The 18,759-nt window shown below is 73.5% G+C and carries 14 protein-coding genes and 1 pseudogene; 9 read left to right on the plus strand and 6 right to left on the minus strand.

The annotated features are described in order from the left end of the window. The first annotated feature begins 29 nt into the window (after positions 1–29). On the plus strand, positions 30–1,721 hold the full coding sequence (locus ACYUED_RS05650; RefSeq protein ID WP_491291215.1) for a DUF885 domain-containing protein: 1,692 nt from the start codon (positions 30–32) through the stop codon (positions 1,719–1,721). Between the two features lie 276 nt (positions 1,722–1,997). On the opposite strand, the pseudogene ACYUED_RS05655 reads toward ACYUED_RS05650, so the two are convergent. Both ACYUED_RS05655 and ACYUED_RS05660 read right to left on the minus strand, forming a co-directional pair. After that, positions 1,998–2,504: pseudogene (locus ACYUED_RS05655) on the minus strand (immunity 21 family protein); the annotation flags it as partial. Between the two features lie 161 nt (positions 2,505–2,665). Then, on the minus strand, positions 2,666–3,142 hold the full coding sequence (locus ACYUED_RS05660; RefSeq protein WP_491291216.1) for a rhodanese-like domain-containing protein: 477 nt from the start codon (positions 3,140–3,142) through the stop codon (positions 2,666–2,668). Positions 3,143–3,236: 94 nt separating this feature from the next. Between ACYUED_RS05660 and ACYUED_RS05665 the strand changes: the two genes are divergently transcribed. After that, positions 3,237–3,683 carry an Lrp/AsnC family transcriptional regulator gene (locus ACYUED_RS05665; RefSeq protein WP_266530816.1) on the plus strand — a complete coding sequence of 149 codons (447 nt, stop codon included), beginning with the start codon at positions 3,237–3,239 and terminating at the stop codon, positions 3,681–3,683. 1 nt (position 3,684) lies between these two features. Here the strand turns inward: ACYUED_RS05665 and ACYUED_RS05670 are convergent, their stop codons facing one another. The 4 genes from ACYUED_RS05670 to ACYUED_RS05685 form a co-directional block, all read right to left on the minus strand. Further along, on the minus strand, positions 3,685–6,993 hold the full coding sequence (locus tag ACYUED_RS05670) for an AAA family ATPase (RefSeq protein WP_491291217.1): 3,309 nt from the start codon (positions 6,991–6,993) through the stop codon (positions 3,685–3,687). Next, entirely contained in the window at positions 6,990–8,153 is a 1,164-nt protein-coding gene (locus ACYUED_RS05675; protein WP_491291218.1) for an exonuclease SbcCD subunit D, read from the minus strand. The genes ACYUED_RS05670 and ACYUED_RS05675 overlap by 4 nt, the downstream gene beginning before the upstream one ends. Before the next feature lie 241 nt (positions 8,154–8,394). Continuing rightward, entirely contained in the window at positions 8,395–11,097 is a 2,703-nt protein-coding gene (gene ppdK, locus ACYUED_RS05680) for a pyruvate, phosphate dikinase (protein ID WP_491291219.1), read from the minus strand. A 9-nt stretch (positions 11,098–11,106) separates the two neighbouring features. Next, complete coding sequence (locus ACYUED_RS05685; RefSeq protein ID WP_491291220.1) at positions 11,107–12,009, minus strand: universal stress protein; 903 nt, start codon at positions 12,007–12,009, stop codon at positions 11,107–11,109. A gap of 167 nt (positions 12,010–12,176) precedes the next feature. On the opposite strand from ACYUED_RS05685, the gene ACYUED_RS05690 reads away from it, so the two are divergent. From ACYUED_RS05690 to ACYUED_RS05720, 7 genes are all read left to right on the plus strand, one after another. After that, complete coding sequence (locus ACYUED_RS05690; RefSeq protein ID WP_491291221.1) at positions 12,177–13,007, plus strand: universal stress protein; 831 nt, start codon at positions 12,177–12,179, stop codon at positions 13,005–13,007. Between the two features lie 76 nt (positions 13,008–13,083). Beyond that, positions 13,084–13,590: a hydrogenase maturation protease gene (locus ACYUED_RS05695; RefSeq protein ID WP_491291222.1), complete on the plus strand. Its 507-nt coding sequence runs from the start codon at positions 13,084–13,086 to the stop codon at positions 13,588–13,590. Then, a complete protein-coding gene (hypF, locus tag ACYUED_RS05700; RefSeq protein WP_491291223.1) occupies positions 13,587–15,875 on the plus strand; it encodes a carbamoyltransferase HypF in 2,289 nt (762 codons plus the stop codon). The genes ACYUED_RS05695 and hypF overlap by 4 nt, the downstream gene beginning before the upstream one ends. 6 nt (positions 15,876–15,881) lie before the next feature. Further along, positions 15,882–16,139 carry a HypC/HybG/HupF family hydrogenase formation chaperone gene (locus ACYUED_RS05705; protein ID WP_491291224.1) on the plus strand — a complete coding sequence of 86 codons (258 nt, stop codon included), beginning with the start codon at positions 15,882–15,884 and terminating at the stop codon, positions 16,137–16,139. Between the two features lie 221 nt (positions 16,140–16,360). Then, a complete protein-coding gene (locus ACYUED_RS05710) occupies positions 16,361–17,491 on the plus strand; it encodes a 4Fe-4S dicluster domain-containing protein (protein WP_491291225.1) in 1,131 nt (376 codons plus the stop codon). Next, complete coding sequence (locus tag ACYUED_RS05715) at positions 17,491–17,955, plus strand: Crp/Fnr family transcriptional regulator (RefSeq protein WP_491291226.1); 465 nt, start codon at positions 17,491–17,493, stop codon at positions 17,953–17,955. Before ACYUED_RS05710 ends, ACYUED_RS05715 begins: the two co-directional genes overlap by 1 nt. After that, the gene (locus ACYUED_RS05720; RefSeq protein WP_491291227.1) at positions 17,952–18,758 is read left to right on the plus strand and encodes an FAD/NAD(P)-binding protein; all 807 of its coding nucleotides are present in this window, start codon (positions 17,952–17,954) and stop codon (positions 18,756–18,758) included. Before ACYUED_RS05715 ends, ACYUED_RS05720 begins: the two co-directional genes overlap by 4 nt. Position 18,759 lies beyond the last annotated feature (1 nt).

The raw sequence follows: 18,759 nt of genomic DNA on the forward strand, positions 1-18,759 counted from the left end.
CGGCGGCCCCTCGTATGAGGATGGACCGCATGTCACAGACCACGAACCCGCTGCCCCGCGAGGTCGCCGACGCGTATGTCGACGACCTCATCGCCCTCGACCCGGTGACCGGTACGTACCTCGGTGTGAAGGAGAGTTCGAGCAGGTTGCCCGATCTGTCGCCCGCGGGCCAGGAGGCGCTCGCGGAGCTGGCGCGGCGGACGCTGGCGCGGCTCGACGAGGCCGAGCGGCGGCCCGGCGCGGACAGTGACATCGAGCGCCGGTGCGGCCGGCTGCTGCGCGAGCGGCTCACCGCCGAACTGGCCGTGCACGAGGCAGAAGAGGGGTTGCGCGCCGTCGGCAACATGGCCACGCCCGCCCACTCGGTACGCGAGGTCTTCACCGTGACGCCGAACCAGTCCGAGGAGGACTGGGCGGCGATCGCCGAGCGGCTGCGTGCCGTGCCCGCAGCGCTGGCGGGCTACCGCGAGTCCCTCGCCCTCGGCCTGGAGCGCAAGCTGCACGCGGCTCCGCGCCCGACGGCCACGTTCGTCGAACAGCTCACCGAGTGGTCGGACACGGACGGCAAGGGCCGGGGCTGGTTCGAGGACTTCGCCTCGGCGGGCCCCGAGGCGCTGCACACGGAGCTGGACGAGGCGGCCCGCTCGGCGACCGCGGCCGTCGTGGAGCTGCGCGACTGGATGCGCGAGGTGTACACGCCGGCGATCGAGGGAGCGTCGAACACGGTGGGCCGCGAGCGGTACGCCCGCTGGGCGCGCTACTTCAACGGCACGGACTTCGACCTGGACGAGGCGTACGCGTACGGCTGGTCCGAGTTCCACCGTCTGCTCGGCGAGATGCAGCAGGAGGCCGAGAAGATCCTGCCCGGCGCCGAGACCCCGTGGACGGCGCTCGCCCATCTCGACGAGCACGGCAAGCACATCGAGGGCGTCGACGAGGTCCGCGACTGGCTGCAGGGTCTGATGGACCAGGCGATCGACGAGCTGGACGGCACGCACTTCGAACTCGCCGAGCGGGTACGGAAGGTGGAGTCGTGCATCGCCCCGCCCGGTGGTGCGGCGGCGCCCTACTACACACCCCCGTCGGAGGACTTCTCGCGCCCGGGCCGCACCTGGCTGCCGACCATGGGACAGACCCGTTTCCCGGTCTACGACCTCGTCTCGACCTGGTACCACGAGGGTGTCCCCGGCCATCACCTCCAGCTCGCGCAGTGGGCGCACGTCGCCGGTAACCTCTCCCGCTACCAGGCCACCATCGGCGGGGTCAGCGCCAACGCCGAGGGCTGGGCCCTGTACGCGGAGCGGCTGATGGACGAGCTCGGCTACCTCACGGACGCGGAGCAGCGGCTCGGCTACCTCGACGCGCAGATGATGCGGGCCGCCCGCGTCATCGTCGACATCGGCATGCACCTGGAGCTGGAGATCCCGGCGGACTCCCCCTTCCACCCCGGCGAGCGCTGGACTCCGGAGCTGGCCCTGGAGTTCTTCGGTGCGCACAGCAGTCGTCCGGCGGATTTCGTGGAGAGCGAGCTGACCCGCTACCTCACCATCCCGGGCCAGGCGATCGGCTACAAGCTCGGTGAGCGGGCCTGGCTGCTGGGCCGGGAGAAGGCGCGCGAGCGGCACGGTGACGCGTTCGACCTCAAGGCCTGGCACATGGCGGCGCTCTCGCAGGGCTCGCTCGGCCTGGACGACCTGGTGGACGAGCTGTCCCGGCTCTGAGGCCAGGCCAGGCTTGGCTTGGATCGGGTCAGCGGCGGAAGCCGCCCTCCGAGCCGATCTCCTGGCCGTGCCCCGGTCCGCCTCGTCCGTGCGAGCCACGCGATGAGGCGGGCCGGGTCATGAACGACCAGGAAGGGCAACGCTCCGACCCGGCGCATGCGATGGTCCGGGTCGCTGGGCGCACTACGCGTTGCCGCCCATCCGGGGTGCCTGGATCGGGTGGCCTTTCGGGGTGCCCATGCGGGGCCGCTCACCCGCACTCGCCTGTCCCTGCTCGATGCGTCGCAGCTGTACGAGGCCCAGCCAAGTCTCCGGCCCCGGCTGGACGTTGGCCGCGCGTACCGCGTACCTTCCCGCTTCCAGCTCGACCCGGAGGCAGTCGGTGCGGTCCGTTTCGCTGCCGGGCCAGGCCGAGTCGAACAGCACGACCGTGCCGGGCACTTCCCAGCTCATCTCGTGCTCCCAGTCCGCCGTGGCGAGGGCCGCCGGGACACCGGCCAGGAGTTCGTCCTCGGAGCCGGCCGCCCACCACCGTACGAAGGTGCCGTGTTCCGGCAGGAAGGCGGTGGAGGCGGGTTCGTCGCCCAGGACCAGCGCGGCCGAGTCGCCGACCGGGAGCAGTCCGACGTACCCGTCGACCTCGCAGGCGCGGTCGTAGTCGGAGGCGTTCTCCTCGCCGTCGGCGCCCGCCCAGAACGGCAGAACCGTCTCCGGCACCGCGATCAGCGGCCCGCCATCCGACTCGACCCACTCCGCCACACCGGGTTCCGCGTATCGCACCATGGCGCAGAACGGTACACGCACAAGGAGCCCACCATTCCAGAAGTGCCGTCGACTGCCGCGTAGTTGGAGCCTACCGGGCCGCCGAGTGCGATCGGTGGCGGGCGTCCGCGATGCGCCGCGCGCGCCGGGCGCGGGGCGGGACCGAGGTGGTCGTCGGGCGTTCAGCAGCCGCAGTCCTCCGTGTCCTTCGGTGCCGTGAGCGGGTCGGCGGCGCGGCGCTCGCGGCCCTCCCAGGTCTCGTACGCGAAGCCCTCGCGCACCCAGTACTCGAAGCCGCCGAGCATCTCCTTGACGCGGTAGCCGAGTTCGGCGAGGGCGAGCGCCGCGCGGGTCGCGCCGTTGCAGCCGGGGCCCCAGCAGTACGTGACCACCGGGACGGACTTGTCGAGGAGCTGTTCGGCCTGCCCGGGGATGAGCGCGGTCGGCAGGTGGATCGCGCCGGGGACGTGGCCCTGGTCCCAGGACTCGGTGGAGCGGGAGTCCAGGACGACGAACCCGGGGTCGCCGTCGGCCGCGAGCGCGGCGGCGACGTCCGACACGTCGGCGTGGAAGACGAGGCTCGCGCGGAAGTGGACGGCGGCCTCGGCAGGTGTGGCAGGAGCCACCCGGAGGACGGGGTTCACGACGTCAGTGGTCATGACAACGAATCTATGCCTGCCGTTCGGCCATCTGAAGCGAGGATCCCCGGGGCACCCCTTGATCGGCCGGGGCTTCCCCTGCTATCCATCCAGGATGACCGTGTTTTCCCCGGACGCCACCGACTGGCGCATCCTCGACGTCCTCCAGCGTGAGGGCCGGGCCAGCTTCGCCGAGCTGGCCCGCGCCGTCTCCATGTCGCCGAGCGCGGTCACCGAACGGGTGCGCCGCCTGGAGGAGGCGGGCGTCATCCAGGGGTACGCGGCCGTCGTGGACCCCGAGCGGCTGGGACTGCCGATCCTGGCGTTCGTGCGGCTGCGCTATCCGAACGGGAACTACAAGCCCTTCCGCGACCTGGTCGCCGTCACGCCCGAGATCCTGGAGGCGCACCACGTCACGGGCGACGACTGCTTCGTCATCAAGGTCGCCGCCCGGTCGATGCGCCACCTGGAAGAGGTGTCGGGCAGGATCGGCGCGCTCGGCTCGGTGACCACGAGCGTCGTCTACTCCTCGCCGCTGCCCCGGCGCCCCCTCGGCCACTGACTCAGCCGGCGCCGCGCCGGCGCAGCACGGAACCGGATCTGCCCTTCACAACCTCCAGTTGCGCGTGGATCCGGCGTCTCAGGTCCGCCACATGGCTGACGATGCCGACGCTGCGGTCCCGCTCACGCAGGGAGTCGAGCACGTCCAGGACCTCGTCGAGGGTCTGGTCGTCGAGGCTGCCGAAGCCCTCGTCGATGAAGAGCGTGTCCAGGCGGACTCCACCGGCCTCGTCGGTGACGACGTCCGCGAGGCCGAGGGCCAGCGCGAGCGAGGCGAAGAACGTCTCACCGCCCGACAGCGTCGCCGTGTCCCGCTCGCGTCCGGTCCAGGCGTCGACGACGTGCAGCCCGAGACCACTGCGGCCGCGTCCGGCCCGGTCGTCGGAGTGGACGAGGGTGTAACGGCCGGACGACATGCGCTGGAGCCGCACGGTTGCCGCGGCGGCCACCTGCTCCAGGCGGGCCGCCAGCACATACGACTCCAGGCGCATCTTCCGCTCGTTGTCCGCGGAGGTGCCCGCGGTGAGGGAGGCCATGCGCGCCACCCGGTCGTACTCCTCGCGCAGCGGAGCCAGGCGTCGTATTCCCGCGGCCGAGCGGGCGGAGAGCCGGTCGAGTTCGGTGCAGCGGCGGGCCGCCGCGTCCCGTGCGGAGGCCGCGTCGCGCAGCCGTTGGGCCGCACCGGCCGCGGCCCGTTCCGCCGACGCGAGGTCGGCGCGCGGCTGCCGGGCGGCGTCCGCGGTGTCCGCCTCGGCGAGGACGGCGCGCACGGCGGCCTCCTCGGACTGCCAGGCGTCCAGGCGGTGTTGCAGCTCGCGGTGGGCGGCGGCGTCGAGGAGTGCCGCGGCCGCGGCCAGCGGGGTGTCGAAACCGGCCCGGTAGGCGGCGTCGGCGAGCCGGGCGTCGGCGTCCTTGAGCCGCTGCGCCGTGTCCTCGGCGGCCCGCGCGGTGTCGGCGCCGTCGGTGAGCAGCGCGACCCGCTTCTCCAGCTGCGCGGCCCGGGCGGCGACGCTGTCCGCCGTACCGCGCGCCCGCACCAACTCCTCTTCCAGGCCCGCCCGTTCGCGGTCGAGCCGCTCGCGGTGGCCCACCCGCGAGGCGGCTCTGACCGCCGCCTGCTGCCGCACCGCTGTCCGTCGCTCGTGCTCGTGCTCCGCCTGCCGCAGCTGCTCGCTCGCCGGGTGCAGTTCCGAGGCGGCACCGCGTTCCCGCGCGTAGAGCCGCTCCAACTCCTCGACCTCTTCGGCGAGTCGGTCTGTCGGCGCGTCACCCGCCTCGGCCGTGGCGGCGGCCAGCGCCTCTCGTACGACGGCGAGGCGCCGCTCGTCCTCGGTGCGCTGTTCGTCGGCGCGCTGGAAGGCGGCGAGGGCGCGCTCCTCCGCCTCCCGGTCGACGTGTCCGGCGATCTTGCGCGCGGGAACGGGGTGTTCTGTGGCGCCGCAGACGGCGCAGGGCTCGCCGTCGGTGAGCCCTGCGGCCAGCTCGGCCGCGATGCCGTTCAGCCGCTGTTCCTTGAGGTCGAGCCAGTGGGCGCGGGCCTCGGTGGCGCGTTCGCGGGATGCGAGGACGCGTGCCTGGGCCTGGTCGGTGTCGCGGGCGAACTGGTCACGCTGCCGGGCCGCGCCGAGCCTGCGCTGCGCGGGCTCGCGCTGCACGCCGAGCTGTTCGGCCCTCGTCGCGGCCTCCTGCGCGGTCTCGATACGGGCCTGCAGTGCGGAGCGGGTCGTCTCCCAGCCGTCGAGCCAGGCCTCGGCCTCCTGCAGCACGCCCTCGTCGGCGCGCTCCTGCCGGTCCAGGTCGGTGCGCTCCCGGACCAGTCCGGCCAGCCGCTGCTCGGCACGGCGGGCGGACTCCAGCCCGCCGAGTTCCTCTGCGGTGCGGCGCGCGGCGGAGGCGAGTCCTGCGGCACCGGCATCGGCGAGACAGCCGTGCAACTCGACGCGCGTGTGCGATTCCTCGCGCGTGCCGGCGTCATCGCGCGCGTCCCGCGACGCCGTGGGTCCGCTCGCACCGGTTTCGGCGACAGCGCCTCTCGGCGGCGCGAACCCGGACGCCTCGGCGGCCACGTCGCCGTCCCCCGCACCGGCGGATCCGGCCGCGCCCGCGTCGCAGCCGACATCCCCTGGCCCAGCGAGCCCGGCCGCACCCGCCTCGCGGCCACCATCTCGGGCCCCCGCGAACCCGGCCGCACCCACGTCCGGGCTCTCCGCTCGGCGCACGGCGTGTTCCGCGCCGAGGGCCGATCGCAGCAGCGCACGCGCGCGTGTCTCCGCCCGGGCCGCGCGCCGGTGTTCCGTCTCGGCGAAGTCGCGCAGCTCCAGGGCGGGCGCCACCGCCTCGGCCTTGCGGGCCCGCTCCATGCGTTCCTGCGCCTGCCGGTACGCGGCCGACCGCTCCTCCAGCCGCTCGGCACGCTCCCGGGCCTCGCCGAACCGCCTTTGCAGCCTTGCCAGTTCACGGACGTCTTCCAGGCTGCGCTCGGCAGCCGCCTGCGCGGACTCTGCCGCCATGAGACGGCAGTGGGCGACGGTGAGCTGTTCGCGAGCGGTGCTGCGGGCGACCGCGGCGGCGGTGATCACCGCCTCGGCCAGCCCCGGCTCCCCCGGCTGGAGCTCCGGCAACTCGAGGGCGCCGTCCGCCGCCTGCTGCATGCGGTGCGCGTCGGCGAGCAGCGCGGCGTCCCCCTCGCGCACCTGGGCCTCGGCGGCACGCCGGCGCTCGGCGAGGCGCTTCTCGACCTCGGCGAAGCGGTGGGTGTCGAAGAGGCGGCCGAGCAGTTTGCCGCGCGCCTCGGCGTCGGCACGCAGGAAGCGCGCGAAATCGCCCTGGGGCAGCAGGACGACCTGGCAGAACTGCTCGCGGCTCATGCCGAGGAGCTGGGTGATCTCCTCGCCGATCTCCTGGTGCGAGCGGCTGAGATCCTTCCAGGCGCCGACGGCCGGGTCGTACTCGCGCAGCCAGCTCTGGGCCTTCTCCAGCGTGGTGCCCGAGCCGCGCTTCTTGGGGCGCTCCCAGGGCGGCTGCCGGGTGACCTCCAACCGGCGTCCCGCGACGGTCAGTTCGAGGGTCACTCCGGTGCGCGTGCCTGATGCCGCGTGGTCGCTGCGCAGGGCCAGGCCCTGGCCGCTCTGGCGTGCGCCCGGGACCGTGCCGTAGAGGGCGTAGCACACGGCGTCGAGGACGGACGTCTTGCCCGCTCCCGTCGGTCCGTGCAGCAGGAAGAGCCCGGCCGCCGACAGTTCGCCGAAGTCGACGCTCTGGGATCCGCCGAACGGCCCGAACGCGGTGATGTCCAGCCGATGCAGCCTCATCGGGCCACCTCCCGCAGGACCTCGTCCGCGCGCACCGCGTCGAACGCGTCCCGCAGCACGCCCTGTTCGCGTGCGTCGGGTCCGGCGCCGCGCACATGGGCGACGAAGTCCTCGGCGATCTCCTGGTCGCTACGGCCCGCGAGCCGCCTGGCGTACGACACGTCGGGGTCGTCCGGCGCCCGCGCGGGGTCGAAGACGAGGCTGAGGGTGTGCGGGAAGCGCTCGATGAGCCGGGCCATCGGATCGGCCGGGCGGACCGCGTCGGTGAGGGTGGCCTCCACCCACGCCTCCTCGTGGCGGGCGAGCTGCGGATCGGCCAGCAGGTCCTCAAGGGTGCCCCGGATCCGGGCCAGGGCGCGGGGCACCGGGCAGTCGACGCGCTCCGCGGCGACAAAGCCGTCGGCCCCGAGGTCGACGAGCCACATGCTCTTGCGGTGGCCGGCCTCCGAGAAGGAGTACGGCAGCGGGGAGCCGGAGTAGTGCACGCGCTCGGTGATCGTCTGGCAGCCGTGCAGGTGGCCGAGGGCCGCGTAGTCGACCCCGTCGAAGACTCCCGCGGGCACGGCGGCGACCCCGCCGACGGTGATGTCCCGCTCGCTGTCGCTGGCTTCGCCGCCGGTGACGAAGGCGTGCGCGAGGACGACGGACCGGGTGCCACGCGCGCGCGTGGCGAGGTCGGCGCGGACACGGTGCATGGCGGCGGCGAGCACCGCCTCGTGTCCGGCCCTCTCCACGCCGAACTCGTCCTTCACCAGGGCAGGTTCGAGATAGGGAAGGCCGTAGAAGGCCACGTCCCCGTGCGGGTCCGACAGCACCACCGGTGTCCCGCACGCCGAGGGTTCGGTCCGCAGATGGATGCCCGCGCGTCCGATGAGGCCGGCCCCTACCCCCAGTCGGCGCGCCGAGTCGTGGTTCCCGGAGATCATCACCGTCGGCACGCCCAGGTCGGCGAGGCGGTGCAGCACGTCGTCGTACAGCTCGACCGCGGCGAGGGGCGGCACCGCACGGTCGTACACATCCCCCGACACGACCACCGCGTCCACACCGCGCTCGCGCACGGTCGTGACGAGGTGGCCGATGAATTCGGCCTGGGCCCCGAGCATGTTCACCCGGTGGAACGCCCGGCCGAGATGCCAGTCGGAGGTGTGCAGAATTCTCACCGCGCCGCTCCGACCTGCATGCTTCCCCCTACTCCGCCCCGCGACCCAGCACCGAACCAGCACGGTCCTCGCCGTCGGCACCGACCACGCTAGCGCCTGCCGGCACCTGATCCGTCACGGACCTCAGTCTGCCACCCGCACCCGGCGTCGGATGACCGTGGACGTCCGCAGTGATCAGGACGGTTGCGTGACCAAGCCACCGGGAGGCTTCACCGGCCCTGTTCTCCCCGTTCTGGGCGTGTCACCTGCTGTCGCTGGTCCCGGTGGTGTTCATGAGCGCCGCCCGCCCCGCCTCCAGCCGGGCCGCAGGAATGCGGAACGGCGAGCAGGAGACGTAGTCCAGACCGGCTCGGTGGAAGAAGTGGATGGAGTCGGGATCACCGCCGTGCTCGCCGCACACACCCGTCTCCAGACGCGGGTTGACCGAGCGGCCGGCCTCGACGGCCAGCTCCACGAGGCGTCCGACGCCCTCCTGGTCGATCGAGTCGAACGGCGAGACCTCGAAGACGCCCTTCTCCAGGTACAGCGGGAAGAAGGAGGCCTCCGCGTCGTCGCGGGACAGGCCCCAGGTCGTCTGGGTGAGGTCATTGGTGCCGAAGGAGAAGAAGTCGGCGGACCCGGCGATGCGTGCGGCGGTGAGTGCGGCGCGCGGCAGTTCGATCATCGTGCCGATGGGGCAGTCCAGTTCGGTGCCGGTCTCGGACGCGACGACGGCGAGTACACGTTCCGTCTCGGCCCGGGCCAGGCGCAGTTCCTCGACGGTGTCCACCAGCGGGATCATGATCTCGGCCCGCGGGCCGCCGCCGGCCCGCAGGCGGGCGGTGACCGCTTCGGCGACGGCCCTGACCTGCATCGCCATCAGGCCGGGCACGGCCAGGCCCAGGCGCACTCCGCGCAGACCGAGCATCGGGTTCTGCTCGTGCATGCGCTCGACGGCGGCGAGGAGTTCACGGTCGCGCGGGTCCGGATCGGTGGCCCGGGCGAGGCGGACGGCGAGTTCCGTGCGGTCGGGCAGGAACTCGTGCAGCGGCGGGTCCAGCAGCCGGATCGTCACCGGCAGGCCGTCCATCGCCCCGAGGATTCCGGTGAAGTCCTCGCGCTGCAGCGGCAGCAGGGCAGCCAGGGCCCGTTCGCGTGCGGTGTCGTCACGGGCCAGGATCATCGCCTCGACCAGCGCCCTGCGCTCGCCGAGGAACATGTGCTCGGTGCGGCACAGGCCGACGCCCTGCGCGCCCAGGCGGCGCGCGCGGGCGGCGTCTTCGGGGGTGTCGGCGTTGGCCCGCACCTCCAGGCGGCGTACGGAGTCGGCGTGGGCCAGTGCGCCGAGCACCGCTTCGGTGAGCGGGCCTGCCGCGGTGCCGGTCTCCAGGGCGCGGCCGACGTCGGACGCGGTGAGCGGGAGTTCGCCGAGGTGGACGGTGCCCGCGGTGCCGTCGACGGAGACGGTGTCGCCCTCGCGTACGACGACGCCCGACGATGTGGCGAACCGGCGCTCGGCGGTGTCGACGGCGAGTGCCTCGGCGCCGCACACGCACACCTTGCCCATGCCGCGCGCGACGACCGCTGCGTGGCTGGTCTTGCCGCCCCGGCTGGTCAGGACGGCCTGCGCGGCGATCATGCCGGGCAGGTCGTCGGGGGTGGTCTCCCGGCGTACCAGGACGACCTTCTCGCCGGCCGCGGAACGGCGTACCGCCTCGGCCGAGTCGAAGACGACGGCTCCCACGGCTGCGCCCGGTGAGGCGGGCACGCCGTGGGCGAGAGGCCGGTCAGTGGTCTTGACGTCGAAGCGGGGGAACATCAGCCGGGTGAGTTCAGCGCCGTCCACGCGGACCAGAGCCTCGTCGGCGGAGATGATCTGTTCCTCGCGCAGGTCGTGGGCGATACGGAAGGCTGCCTCGGCGGTGCGCTTGCCGACGCGGGTCTGCAGGATCCACAGCTTGGCGCGTTCGACGGTGAACTCGACGTCGCACAGGTCGCGGTAGTGGTTCTCCAGGGTGCGCAGGTGGTCGCCGAGTTCGACGTACGCGCGCGGGTCGAGGGTCCTGAGCGCGCTCAGTGGCAGGGCGTCGCGCACGCCGGCGACGACGTCCTCGCCCTGCGCGTCGGGCAGGTAGTCGCCGTACATGCCGCGTTCGCCGGTGGCGGGGTCGCGGGTGAAGGCGACGCCGGTGCCACTGCTTTGAGATGCCACAGTGGAGCCGAGGTTGCCGAAGACCATGGCCTGAACGTTGACGGCGGTGCCGAGGTCCTCCGGGATGTGCTCGCGGTGGCGGTAGACGCGGGCGCGCTCGGTGTTCCAGGAGTCGAAGACCGCGCGGATGGCGCGGGAGAGCTGGTCGGCCGGGTCCTGCGGGAAGTCCTCGCCCGTCTCCTTGCGGATGATGGCCTTGAACTCCTCGGTGATCCGGGCGAGTTCACCGGCGTCGAGCAAGCGGTCGTCGGCGATCGCGTGCCGGGCCTTGTGCGCGGCGATGGCCTGCTCGAACAGGTCGCTGTCCACGCCCATCACGGTGTGGCCGAACATCTGGATGAGCCTGCGGTAGGAGTCCCAGGGGAACCGCTCCTGTCCGGAGGCCTTCGCGAGCCCGGTGACGGAACGGTCGTTGAGCCCGATGTCGAGGATGGTCTCCATCATGCCGGGCATGGAGAAACGGGCGCCCGAGCGCACGGACACCAGCAGGGGGTCGTCGGGTGCGCCGAGGGTCCGGCCCATGGCCTGTTCCAGGCCGGCCAGGGCCTGAGCCACCTCGACGCCGAGTTCGGGCGGCTCCCCACCCGTCTCCAGGTAGACCTTGCAGGCGTCGGTCGTGAGGGTGAAGCCGGGCGGGACGGGCAGCCCGATCCTCGTCATCTCGGCGAGTCCGGCGCCCTTGCCGCCGAGCAGGGCGGCCATGTCACGGCCGCCCGCGGCGAACTCGTACACGTACCTCGTCGGCTTGCTCATGGGGGCCTCTCAGGCATGCGGTACGACGGCCACGGGGCAGCCGACGTGGTGGATGGCCGCGTGGGCGACAGGGCCGGTGCGCGGGCCGGTGGGCCGTTCGGTGGTGCGGCGGCCGACGACGAGCAGGCTCGCTCCGGATGCGGCCCGCACCAGCACGGACTGCGGGCGGCCCTCGGTCACGTTCTCGAGGACCTCGACGCCGGGGTACTTGTCGCGCCACACCTGCAGGACGGCGGTCAGGAAGCCGAGCCACTCCTCGGCCCGGTCCGGACCGTTCACCAGGCCGATGTCTCCGGAGCCGAGTCCGACCGGAGAGGGCTGCTGCCAGGCGTGCACGACCCTCAGGCGCGCGCCCCGCAGCCGGGCCTCCTCGAAGGCGAACTCGATCACGTCCTCGCAGGGATCGGCGAGGTCGATGCCCAGGACCACGTCCCGGTGTCCGGTGCGGGTGGACGCGTGGCCGTCGCCGTCCGGTAGATGCTCGTCGGAGGCCTCCTCTCCGGCCCGGACCAGGACGACCGGCCGGCTCGCCCGCGCCACGACGCCCAGCGCGACCGAACCGACGAGGAACCCGGTGAACCCGCTGAGGCCGCGTGAGCCCAGCACCAGCAGGTCGGCCTGCTCGGCCGCGTGCAGCAGGGCGGCGGTCGCGGGACCTTCGACCTGGTCGTCATCGAGCTTGACGCCGGGGCAGGTACGGCGGATCCGGTCACCCGCCTGCCGCAGGGAGCGCCGTGCCAGGTGCCGCTGAGCGGCCGTGGCGATCTCGCGGGTCTCCTGGCGGGGATGCCAGTTCCAGGCATGCACGAGCCGCAGCGGCCGATCTCGGCGTATGGCCTCGCGGGCGGCCCACTCGGCCGCGGCCAGGCTCTCGGCGGATCCGTCGACTCCGGCGATGACGGGCGGAAGCATGATGCGCACCTCCAGCGCTCGGTCAGCTCCTCGCTGCCAGCTTCGTCCGGTGACCTACCGGCAGGTATGGGCCGCCGGGTCTCCGATCGGGTCCGTTCGGCCCCTGCGCAGGCACGGGGTGCGGGGCCAGGATGGGAAGAAGCCCGCGGCCCGGAAGGCGGCGCACCATGCAACGAGTGATCATCGCCGGCGTCGACCGGTCTGCACGCAGCCGTGCCGCGGCCGACTGGGCCACCCGTGAGGCGCTGCTGCGAGGGCTGCCCCTGCGGGTGGTGCACGTGGTGCCGCCTGCCTCCCTGGATCCGGTGGAGCAGTGGCCGTATCGTCCCGAGGCCGTGGCCGAGCACGTGGTGGCCGAGCTCACCGACCGGCACCCGGCGCTGCGAGCCCGGGGCACCCGACTCACCGGAATGCCGGCCCCGGTCCTGCGTGCCGCCGGCGCGGACGCGGAGCTGATCGTGCTCGGCCTGCGCGGCGAGGGCTGTCACGCCGGGATCACCGTGGGCTCGACCGCGGCGGCCCTGGCCGCGGAATCCGCCGGTCCGGTGGTCCTGGTGCCCGGCACGCCGGCCGATGAAGGCCCCCCGGGTCCCTCCGCCGGCGTGACCGTCGGTGTCGACGTCCGGGACCCGGTGAGCGGGGCGCTCGACCTCGCCTTCGAGGCGGCCCGGCTGCGCGGCGCGCGGCTGCATGCCGTCCACGCCTGGAAGCTGCCCGCGCAGGCCGCCGATTCGCTCCTCCCGGTCCTGGAGGAGGACCGCGCCACCTGGGAGGACCACGAGGTGCAGCTGCTGTCCGACGTGCTGCGCCCGTGGCGCACGAAGTACCCGGACGTCGACGTCCTGGAGGACGTCGTGCTGTTCACGCCGGTGGAGGCCCTCGTCCACGCCTCGGAAGGCGCCGAACTGGTGGTGGTCGGTCGGCGTCCGGCCCCGGATGCCACGCTCGGGCAGCTGCTGGAGCACTGCCGGTGCCCGGTCGCCGTCGTTCCCGCGTAGCCCGGGAGGGTCGGCCCCGGCGGTGGGGTCCTTCGGCCCCTGTGGGGCCGGAAGGGGTCGGGGCACCGTGAGGACCATGAGGACGCGTACACGCATCGCCGTCATAGGCGTCGGCAACGAGTTCCGGCGCGACGACGGCGTCGGCTGGGCCGTGCTGACCCGGCTGCAGGAGCGCGCCGCCCGGCGGCCCCTGCCGCCGGGCACCGTGCTGGCCACCTGCGACGGCGATCCCGGGCGGCTGATCGGGCTGTGGGAGGGCGCCGTCCTCGCGGTGGTCGTGGACGCCGCCCATGCGCACCCGGGGACACCCGGCCGGGTGCACCGTCTCGAACTCGATGCCGGACTCCTGGCGCAGTCCCCGACGACCAGCTCGCATGGCCTCGGCCTCGGCGAGGCCGTCGAACTCGCCCGGGTCCTGGGCGTGTTGCCCGATCATCTCGTCGTGTACGCCGTGGAGGGTGCCGAGAGCGCGCTCGGTACCGGTCTCTCCCTCGCCGTCGAGGCGGCCGTGGAACCGCTCGTCAGGGCCGTCGAGTTCGAGATCGCCCGGCACCGGGAGACCGGGGCGAGGAGTCCGGCATGACCGTGCGGCGCTTCCACGTGGAGGGGATCGTCCAGGGCGTCGGCTTCCGCCCGTTCGTGTACCGCACCGCGTCCGCGCTCGGCCTCGACGGCTGGGTGGCCAATGTCAACGGGCACGTGGAGGGCGAGGTCGCCGGGCCGCCCCACGCGATCGACGAGTTCGCCGCCCGCCTGCGCACCGACGCGCCGGCCCTCGCCCGGGTGCGCCGCGTACGGCTCACCGGCGGCCTGCCCCAGCCGGCCCACGGCCAGGGTTTCCGGGTACGGCACAGCTCGCCCGCCGACGCGGACACGGCGCCGCGCGAGATCCCGCCCGACGCGGCGATCTGCGACGCCTGTCTGGCCGAGCTGCACGACCCCCGCGACCGCCGCCACCGCTACCCGTTCATCAACTGCACGGACTGCGGGCCCCGCGCCACGATCATCGATGACCTGCCCTACGACCGGATCCGCACGACCATGCGCCGCTTCCCGCTGTGTGCGCAATGCGCGGCGGAGTATGCCGACCCGGCCGACCGGCGCTTCCACGCCGAACCGGTCGCCTGCCCGGCCTGCGGCCCCCGGCTGGCCTGGGAGAAGCTGCGCGGCGAGGAGGCGCTGCGGGCGGCGGTCAAGGCGGTCGAGGCCGGCGGGATCATCGCGTTGAAGGGCCTCGGCGGCTACCAACTCGTGTGCGACGCGGGCGATCCTGCGGCCGTGTCGGAGCTGCGGCGGCGCAAGCACCGTCCGTCGAAGCCGTTCGCCGTCATGGTCCGCGACATCGACACGGCCGCCCGGCTGGCGCGGATCGGCGCCACTGAGTGGCAGGCGCTGACGTCTGTGGAGCGCCCGGTGGTGCTGCTCGCCCGCCGCCGGTGGCACGGCACGGCCCCGCTCGCCGGCGAGGTGCACCCCGGTCTGGCGCGCGTCGGCCTGTTCCTGCCGACCACCGGCCTGCACCACCTCCTTCTCGACGAGCTGGCCCGCCCCCTGGTGGTCACCAGCGGCAACCTCAGCGACGAGCCGATCGCCGTCGACGACACCGAGGCCCGGCGCACCCTGGACGGTGTCGCGGACGGCTTCCTCACCCACGACCGGCCGATCCGGTCCCGCTACGACGACGCGGTCGTGCAGTTCACCGGACGGACCCGGATCACGGTCCGCCGGGCCCGCGGGCTCGCCCCCGCCCCCTTGCCGCTTCCCGTGCGCGAGCCGGTCGCCGGGGCCGGCGCCCAGCTCAAGCACACGTTCACGCTGGCCGCCGACGGCCGCGCCCACGTCGGCCCGCACACCGGCGACCTGGCCGATCTCGCGGCCCACGACGCGTTCCTGGCGTCGTACGAGCACCTCAGGCGGCTCACCGGGATCGAGCCGGCGGTCCTGGCCCACGACCTGCACCCCGGCTACCTGTCCACGCAGTGGGCCCAGGCACAGCCTCTGCGCCGGATTCCGGTGCAGCACCATCACGCGCACGTGGCCGCCTGCGCGGCCGAACACGGGGTGCACGGGCCCTTCCTCGGTGTCGCCTACGACGGTCTGGGGCTGGGCGACGACGGCACTTTGTGGGGCGGCGAGATCCTCGTCGCCGACCTGAGCGGCTACCGTCGCGTGGGCAGGTTCGCGACCGCGCCCCTGCCCGGCGGCGACGCGGCGGTACGCCATCCTTCCCGCACGGCCCTGGGCCATCTGTTCGGCGCCGAGACGCTGGGCTCACCGCGCCCGTATCCGTGGCTCACCCGGTCCTTCACGGACCGGCTCGGCCCGGCCGAGGTCACCGCCGTGCGCACGATGGTCGCCAAGGGCGTGAACTGCCCGCGCGCGTCCAGCGCCGGGCGGCTCTTCGACGCGGTCGCCGCGCTGCTGGGGCTCTGCGACCGGGTGAGTTACGAGGGCGAGGCGGCCGTCCTGCTCGAAGCGGCGGCGGGCGCCGAGCACGCCGCCGCCCTCGCCCATCGGGTGGTCCGGGCCCAGGGCCTGTGGGTGTACGACCCCGCGCCGACGCTGGCCGATCTGCTGCGGCGGCGGCTGGACGGGGAACCGGTGGCCCCGCTGGCGGCGGCCTTCCACCTGACGCTCGGGATCGTCACCGCGGACCTCGTCGCGCGGGCCGTCGCCGAGGGTGCGCCACGCACGGTCTGTCTCGGCGGCGGCTGCTTCGTCAACCGCCGGCTGCTGACGGAGGTCAAGCGCCGGCTGCACGCGCAGGGACTGCGGGTGCTGGTCGGCGGTCAGGTCCCGGTCGGGGACGGCGGCATCAGCTACGGCCAGGCGGCGGTCGCCGCCGCACGGCTGGCCGAGGAGAGGTGAACGCGTATGTGCCTGGGCATCCCGGGGCGGGTGGTGGAGGTCCACGACGACGCGGGGCTGCGCATGGCGACGGTCGATTTCGGCGGGGTGCGGCGCGAGGTGTGCCTCAGCTGTACGCCCGAGGCCGACGTGGGGTCGTACGTCATCGTGCATGTCGGGTTTGCGATCACCTCGGTCGACGAGGTGGAGGCGCGGCGGACTCTTTCGGTTCTGCGGGCGATGGCGGGAGCCGTCGAGGGCGAGTTGGGCGAGCCCTTGCCATGACGCTCCGCCGGGTGCCGGTCCGAAACGGCAGGCCGTCCTCACAACGCGGGACGCATGTGGCTGGTCGCGCCCACGCGGCGGAGCCGCATATCGACACAGCCCCGCCCCCCTCAAGGGCGTTCGAGGTCCGGTCGGCTTGCCGGCTGGGCCGGTTGGCCCCTGTCTTCGGCCGGGCCGTCGGTCGGAGGGTGGGGGTGGAGCCGGCGACGAGGAGGAGCGACATGACCGCAACCCCGGCCGTGCTCGATCGGGACGGGCTCAGTGCCCTGGTCACGGTGCTCGTGGCGGACGGACGGACCGTCGTCGGGCCCACCGCCCGCGACGGTGCGATCGTGCTGTCCGAGCTGGCGTCGGCGGACGAGCTGCCGTACGGCTGGGGTGTCGACCTCGATGCCGGGCGATACCGGCTGGTGCCCCGCGCGGACGGTGCCGCCTTCGCGCACAGCGCGGGCCCGCAGTCCTGGAAGAACTTCCTGCACCCGCCGCGGGAGCGGCTGTGGAGTGCCGACAGGACCGCGGAGGGTGAGCTGACGTTCACCGCGCACGAGCCCGAGGCCCCGGCCTACGCCTTCCTCGGCGTGCGCCCCTGCGACCTGCGGGCCATCGCCATCCAGGACCGTGTGCTGACCGGCGGACGGTACGAGGACGGCGGCTACGGGAAGCGGCGTCGCGGTGCGCTGCTGATCGCCGCCGAGTGCACCGAACCCGGCGCGACCTGCTTCTGTGTCTCCACCGGCGGCGGGCCCGCGGCCGACCCCGGCTACGACCTCGCACTGACCGAGGTGGTGGACGAGGACGGCCACCGGTTCCTGGTCCGCGTGGGCAGCGAGGAGGGCGCCCGGCTGCTGGACCGGGTCCCGCACCGGAGTGCCGACACGGCCACGGAGACCACCGCACGCGCCTCGGTCGACGCGGCCCGCGACCGGATGGGCCGCTCGCTTCCCCCGGTCGACCTGCGCTCCCTGATGGGCGCGAGCATGGACGCCGAGCGCTGGAACGACGTCGCCGAGCGCTGTCTGACCTGCGGAAACTGCACCATGGTCTGCCCGACCTGCTTCTGCACGACCACGGAGGAGGTCACCGACCTGACCGGTGACCACACCGAGCGCTGGCAGCGCTGGGACTCCTGCTTCGACCTTGACTTCTCCTATCTGCACGGCGGCCCCGTGCGCCGCTCGCCCCGCAGCCGCTACCGGCAGTGGCTCACCCACAAGCTCTCCACCTGGCACGACCAGTTCGACACGACCGGGTGTGTCGGCTGCGGGCGCTGCATCGCCTGGTGCCCGGCCGGCATCGACATCACGGAGGAAGTGGCCGCACTGGAGGCCGAACGCGAAACGGAGTCGGACTGATGCCCCCCTCGATGGCCCTGCGCATGAACCACGCCCTGCCCACCGAGCACCGCGAGCGGCTGCTGCGCGTCGGCCGCGAAGCCGGCTTCCCACAGGGCCGCCGGCTCTTCGAGGAGGGCGGACACGCCGACCGGTTCTGGATCATCCGCAACGGCACGGCCGCCCTCGACATGCATGTGCCCGGCCGCCGCTCGCCGATCATCGAGACGCTCGGCGTCGGCGACCTCGTCGGCTGGTCCTGGCTGTACGAGCCGTACGTCTGGCAGCTCGGCGCGGTGGCCGTGACCCCCTTGCAGGCCTACGAGTTCGACGCCGTCGCCGTGCGTCTGATGTGCCTCGACGACCCCGAGTTCGTGCGTTCCGTCGAACACTGGGTGGGCCGGGTGCTGGCCCACCGGCTCAACGCGGCCCGCGCCCGGCTGGTCGACCTGTACGGGATCCACGAGACGAAGGACGAGCGATGACGGCCGTGCCGGTCCCCCATCGCGTGGTCGCCCGTCGAGCGGAGACCGCGGACACGATCACGCTTCGGTTCGAACCGGTCGGCCCCGCACTCCCCGACTTCCTGCCGGGACAGTTCGCGATGGTGCACTCCTTCGGCCGCGGCGAGATCCCGGTCTCCGTGAGCTCCGTACAGGCCACGGGGGGTCTCGCCCACACGATCCGCTCGGTGGGCGCGGTCTCCGACGGACTGTGCACGGCCCGGATCGGTGACGTCCTCGGCATTCGCGGGCCCTACGGCACGAGTTGGGAACTGGAGCGGGCGCGCGGCCGGGACGTGGTGGTCGTGGCGGGCGGTATCGGTCTCGCCCCGCTGCGTCCGCTGATCCTGGGCGCGCTGGCCGGGCCTGCCGCGTACGGGCACGTCAACGTCCTGATCGGGGCACGCACCCCGGCCGACCTCATCGCCCGCAGGGAGATGGAGAGCTGGGCCACGGCATACACCGGAGTGACGGTGGAGCAGCCCGATCCGGACTGGCGCGGGGACGTCGGCGTGGTCACCCAGCTGCTGGGGCGGGCGCACTTCGATCCCGAGCACACCTGGGCGTTCGTCTGCGGCCCCGAGCCGATGATCCGGGCCACCGCCCGCGAACTCGCGCACCGCGGCGTACCGCGCGACCGCATCCGGGTCTCCCTGGAACGCAACATGCGCTGCGCGACCGGGCACTGCGGGCACTGCCAGCTCGGCCCGCTGCTGGTGTGTCGGGCGGGCCCGGTCGTGGACTGGGAACGCGCCGAACCACTGCTGTCCGTAAGGGAGTTGTGAG

The organism is Streptomyces sp. DF42, from assembly GCF_058267695.1.